The following is a 5,828-nucleotide window of genomic DNA, read 5'->3' on the forward strand; positions in this document are numbered from 1 at the left end:
GGGCAATGTCGCAAGGTCGCGCGAGGGCGGCAGGGGAGCCGACGTGATAGACAGGCTCGATTGCCCCAGCACCTTTGCCCAAAGAAGGGCACTGGTCTGATCGCCACAACTCAGAGTGTACTGACCTGCGAAATGGAACGTCAGTACATTGTGCTCCTTGAAAAATAGCGGATTAACCGTGAAAGTCAGGCCGTCGAATTGCGGTTTGGCCTTGTCTGGATGGATAACGCCGATGAACTGATCGTTGAGAAAAATCGTCACACCACTGCCCGCGGGCAGCATATCGGGTGACATTGAGCCGTGCAGGGTCAGTGTCGCTGCCGTGACGACTTCCGAGGATGGGATACCAAAATTGAGGCCCTGGATCGGAATCCATGGCGTCATGATCAGAGTGTCGGCACTCCCAAGCTGAGTGAAGCTCCATGACGTCGTCCGGGCATTCTCCAGTTCTTCCCGTGCGGGACCAGGCAGATCAGCAGCAGGAGATAGTTCCGGGTTTGCAACTGGTTCGGCGGCAGGCTGCGGTTCGGGGTTTGCCGGGGCCGGAGCCGTTGGCCCCGCTGGCGCGGTGCCAGCAGTCGGTGCTGGAGAGACGTTGGAGGGGGCGGCATTTGGAGCCTGACGTCCGACAGAAGGCGTCGAAATCGAAGCACCAGCGGCGGCAGGTACCCCGGCCGGCATGGGAAGCTCAGCCGGGTTTTGCTGAGCATGCGCCATCGAAGCCGTAAATGTCGTACCCAGCCCAAGCGAAAGTAGAAGGGCCTGTAGTAGCCCGGCTTTGGGGCGCACCACGACGGCAGTCTTCTGTGGAACCGCCTGTGCGATACGAGGTTTCAGCGCTACGCCGCGCTTTTTCTTGCGGAAAGTCGCTGGCTTGAAGAGGTCGACAATGCTGCGCAGGAGGAGAAGGATCGAACGCGGCAGGCTATCCGGCTTGTAATCGGCCCAGCTGGCCCATGCGTCCCGACGACCGAATATGACTCGCACGATCTGGGCCTCCTGTATGATTGTTGTTGTGGCCCAGCTGAGCGCCAGCGTGCCTTGCGATGTGGCGCTTATGACCTTTGCAGGCAGCGCATAGGTCTCGTTGCGGTCTGGTACGAGCACGGTGATCAGGCTCTCGTCGGGTAGTGCCTCAACCGGGGCGTGCCCATGCAACATTCCGCCACCATAGGACATGTTCTCACTGGTGTACTGGAACATCCGGCCATCAGCCGTACAAACGGTAACAGGCACAACCATTTCGACGCGATGGCTGCGACGGATCTGCATCGACTCACGGCCGATCGAGATGGCTGCTAGCACGATCACGATACTGACCGTGATCCACACGATGTTCATAAGCAACGCGTTCGAGACGATCGTGTCGTGATGGGTATGTGCGAGGCGAAACAGGCCCACTCCAAGCGTCGCAAGGAGCGCTGCGGCGAGATAGACGTTCGGATAGACAGCGCTCCAATCGAGATAGGAACGGTCCAGCAATCCGCCCTTCTCGGTGACGTTGAATTTTCCGCGACGGGGAAAGATAAGCGTCATGACGCTCACACGCGCAAGGAATGGCGCCAGTGTCGTCTCATACACTTCACTCCACAGTGAATAACGCCAGTTCCTGTTTGTACGGGCCGACGTGAGAACGCTGTGTATGAGATGCGGCAGGGCGTAGATCGCAATCGCGAACGGCGAGGCATCAATAAGGGTCTGATTGAACAGAAGATACGCCATGGGCGATGTCAGAAAGATAAGGCGTGGAATGGCGAACAGAAAGCTGGCGATGGCCGCAAAATAGCAGAGCCTTTGCGCGAAATTGAGTCCCGGCCCGGTCAGGGGGTTGTCCAGGCGCATGATCTGCAACATGCCACGCGCCCACCTCATGCGCTGACCGACGTGCAGGATAAGACGCTCGGTGGAAAGTCCGGCCGCCAACGGTTTGGCAAGATAGGCAGTCGACCAGCCGCGACGCTGCAGCTTGAGCGCCGTGTGCATGTCTTCGGTTACGGTCTCGACCGCCACCCCACCAATCTCCTCGAGCGCAGTGCGCCGGATGACGGCGCATGAGCCACAGAAGAATGTTGCGTTCCAGAAATCATTGCCATCCTGGATGAGCCCGTAAAACAGATTTCCCTCAGGTGGCACGACGGCACCGTGAGAGAAGTTGCGTTGAAACGGATCAGGCGAATAGAAGTGATGCGGGGTCTGGATGAGCGCTAGGTGAGGCTTCAGCAGGAACGGACCAACCGTCTCCTGCAGGAATGTTCTGCTGGCGATATGATCGCAATCGAAAATCGCGATCAGCTCACCCTTCGTCAGCTGCATGGCATGATTGAGATTGCCTGCCTTGGCATGATTATGCTCGGAACGGGCGATATACCCAGCTCCACAGGCTTCGGCGAATTCACGGAACTCTTCGCGGTGACCATCATCGAGCAGATAGACGTTGATTCTGTCTCTGGGCCAGTCGATGCCCAGGGCGGCTAGTACCGTCTGGCGGACGATGCGCAGCTCTTCATTGTAGGTGGGGATATAGATATCAACGCTTGGCCAAGTCGTGATGTCCTTGGGCATGGGGGTGACTTCACGCCCCAGCGGATGAAGCGTCTGGAAGTAGCTGAGGATCAACATGACGAAGGCGTAGATCTCAGCAAGGACGAGCACGCTGCCCAGTATCGACTGCGTCCATGAGCTGAAATTGAGCGTCTCGGTCAATCTCCAGCTGAGATAGCGCAGCGATACAATGATCGACAGCCCCTTCAGAACAAGCGTGGCACGAGGCCCCGGATGCCTGTTGACGAGCATGAAGAGAACGATGCCGAAGATACAGACGATTGTCTGTCCGGCGAGATTGAGGTGCACGAACGCCGCAATCACCATGCAGAGAATGGCGAAGGAAATCAGCCCTGTCTTTATGGCTGTGCGCGCGGGCGAATGATGCGCATCATCGATCCATGATTCCAGGAAGGCGATGCTATGGCGTACGTGCTTCATCTACGACCTCGCCTCAATGCAGATTGGTGATGGTCTGGATCAACCGCGTACCCACAAGCTCCAGATCAGCCGCAGCCCTCGAATAGGGCGCATAATGCTGAACCAGGCGCTGGCTCGCGAAAGCCTCCCCTACATGCTCATCCCGGCAGATCGTCCCGAGATGCATCGGACCGATACGACGCACGATCTGCGGCAGCGCCATGGCACCTACGCGGTTCAGCGGGTCAAACCGGTTGACAATGACACGGTGTGTGAAGTGAGCGGCCTCGGCCGCCGGAATGCCATAACAGCTGGCAGCATGGATATCGGGCAGGAGGGAGATACAGGAGGCTTCTGCCGTCATGACCGTAACAACGACGTTGGCGATCGGCAAAATAGTTGAAAAGGCGACCGAATAACCCGGCGAGGTATCGACAATCACAACAGTATCACTGCGTTCGCTCAGGCGTGCGACCTCGGACGCGATGAGATCGGGACGATTTCTGATGGCCTCTTCGAACTCCGCCTGAGCGTGCAAAGGCTGAGATCCAAACGGATAAAGCTGGATGTCATTAGAGGTCGACATCAGTGCGCCTTCCCACGAACGGCCAGCGGCAATGCAGCTCGACAGACCGTATCGGTGCGCCATGGGAACACCAAAATGCAGCCTAAGCGCGTTTTGTGGATCGAGATCGATGGCGACTACATGTGGAACACCCGCACGACGTATCTCATCGGCCAGGTGCGCCGCCAACATGGTTTTACCAACACCGCCCTTTGGAGAGGCTACGCAGATCAGAGTCATACTTTTATTCTTGCTTCCGCTTGTTTTGGAAAATGAACTATTTCAGCGGCGAAACATTCCATGCAGTCGTTTGGGTGTGTCGTTCACGACGGGAACACTGGTGCGCAGTCGTGCCAACAGATTCTGAAGCGGCAGATCACGCCAAGCATCATTTGCCTGCGTGCCTGACCCCGCTGACGCAACCGCTTCCGTGGGTGGCACAACCTCCCTTTGTACAGGTTGCGCTTGCGGAGCTGGTGTCGCTGGGGGCGGCTCTATCTGTGTTTTTCCCCAAACTGGCTTCGCCGGCGCTTCCGGCTGGGGTTGCGCCACCTGTGGGGAGGTGTGCCGGTATGACGACGGAGGTTCGGCTGGCGTCACACGCGGGGGCTCGGGCACCGGAACAGGCTCGCTTATGGGCTCACCCGCAGCAGCAATGCGCGACAGGGCGTTAAAGTCATGGAAGCCTTCGTCCTCCGTCACTGGCAAGGGCTCAGAAAATGACTCATGAAGTATTTTGAATGTATCGGGCATCAAACCATCTCCATGGAGGCTATTCTTGCGAGAAGTGTCAGGGAGGATGAGTAGTAATCACTACTCTCCTTGATGTTCGGCAGATCCGACAGAGCATCTGAACCGTTAAGTGCGAACAGATAAACTGCCCTGAAACCAGGAGGTGCGTTATAGGGCGAGCGCTCACCCGTCATGAGATCGACCCATGCAGGGAGCGCTGTCATCGAGTAGTTCTGGCTCACAGCGTAAAGCGACTGCGTAAGCGTGGCCGGGAGACGCTTGCCCCATCTGAAATAGAGCGGGATCCGTATCGCATCGTACGAAAACCGGGGCGGATAGCCGGGAGCGGGAACCAGCCTTTCTGACTTTCGATCAATCGCAAGCCAATCAGGCGGCAAGCCCCACAAGCCGAAACGGCAGCTCTGGAGTAGTTGTTGTCCATGCTCGCTGACGCTTTTCCAGGGCCCAGACGGGTCGAGCAGTACGGCGCGGTCGAGTGCTGGCAGCAGATAGTACGAAAGATTGATGATGACCGATTTCGGTCGGTCAAACCCTTTCATACCGGGCAATAAAACAAGGCGACTGCCAACCTTGCGTACGCATTTTTTAGCCAGGTCGTGCAATATGGCCTTCGCCTGGTCGAGATAGGCTTCCGACCGCCACAGGATCGCGGCCCTGCGCAATGCCCAGGCGATCATAAGATCACCATCCGTCGCATTGTTCGTATCACTCACATGAGGCGCTGTTGGCGTCCATCTCCAGCTATGGAGGCTGCCGTCCTTATGCTTGAGATTATCTCTCGTCCACGCCCATATCTGGTCGAACGCAGCCTGATCGTTGAACGTCGAGGCAAAAAGCAGCCCGTATCCCTGCCCTTCCGAATGCGATACGTCCTGGTTCCCCGTATCCACGATGCGTCCCTCGGGGCGCAGGTATTTTTTCTTGTAAAGCTCCCAGTCAGGGTCGCCCAGTCCTTGCGTCTGCGCAAAAGACTCCCCGGCGATGCCGAAGGACGCTGCAGCGAGAAGTGAGTCACGGCAAAATTGGCGCCTGACCATGGAACGGAGCATTAATGATCTCTCAGGATTTGAGCAACGCACTAACGATGCGCAACAAGACTTTGCTATTTTTTTTTTGATTTCGTCAATAGGTTGATGAAATCAAGGTGTTTTTCGTTAAAGTTTAAGGATCACCCAAGCGGACAATGTACGGGTTGAAAAAATATCGTTAATTTTGCTGGAAAACTTCGCCTCATAAATTCTCAATGGAGAAGGAAGATTGAGAATCAGGACATGATACAGGAGGATTTATTTCGAAATTGCTAGCAACGGTTCGCTAAGCACGTTTTTCTGAGACGAGTAATCCGATTGTCTGCCCGCAGACCTGTCCAGGACCGCTCGTCGGGTGAATAATTAGATGAGCGGTCTAACACTCAATGCGCCAAAGCGCATGGTCGTCCATATATTTTCATGATTTCACTCGCCCTGTGGCGCTCGCGCCTCGGCAACTCTGAGCCTGTCGCACGATACTTCGCCAGGATATCGAGGCTGGTCTAGGCCAGGTTGCGACG

The 5,828-nt window shown here is 56.5% G+C and carries 3 protein-coding genes; all 3 read right to left on the reverse strand.

The window, feature by feature from the left end; translation table 11 throughout:
- The coding region (gene bcsA / locus P792_RS25025; protein ID WP_023978038.1) for a UDP-forming cellulose synthase catalytic subunit at positions 1 to 2,982 on the reverse strand (2,982 nt) is incomplete at its 3' end.
- A 13-nt stretch (positions 2,983 to 2,995) separates the two neighbouring features.
- Positions 2,996 to 3,766, reverse strand: a complete 771-nt coding sequence (locus P792_RS25030) for a cellulose synthase operon protein YhjQ/BcsQ (RefSeq protein ID WP_023978039.1) — start codon at positions 3,764 to 3,766, stop codon at positions 2,996 to 2,998.
- 512 nt (positions 3,767 to 4,278) lie between these two features.
- Entirely contained in the window at positions 4,279 to 5,316 is a 1,038-nt protein-coding gene (locus P792_RS25035) for a glycosyl hydrolase family 8 (RefSeq protein WP_161630822.1), read from the reverse strand.
- Between the last annotated feature and the right edge of the window lie 512 nt (positions 5,317 to 5,828).

It is taken from the genome of Asaia sp. SF2.1 (assembly GCF_000505765.1).
GTDB classification, from domain to species: domain Bacteria; phylum Pseudomonadota; class Alphaproteobacteria; order Acetobacterales; family Acetobacteraceae; genus Asaia; species Asaia bogorensis.

What these genes read in the sequence shown, in the direction of transcription:
- P792_RS25030 (WP_023978039.1), bottom strand. Translation starts at nt 3,766, where the DNA reads ATGACTCTGATCTGCGTAGCCTCTCCAAAGGGCGGTGTTGGTAAAACC.
- P792_RS25035 (WP_161630822.1), bottom strand. Translation starts at nt 5,316, where the DNA reads ATGGTCAGGCGCCAATTTTGCCGTGACTCACTTCTCGCTGCAGCGTCC.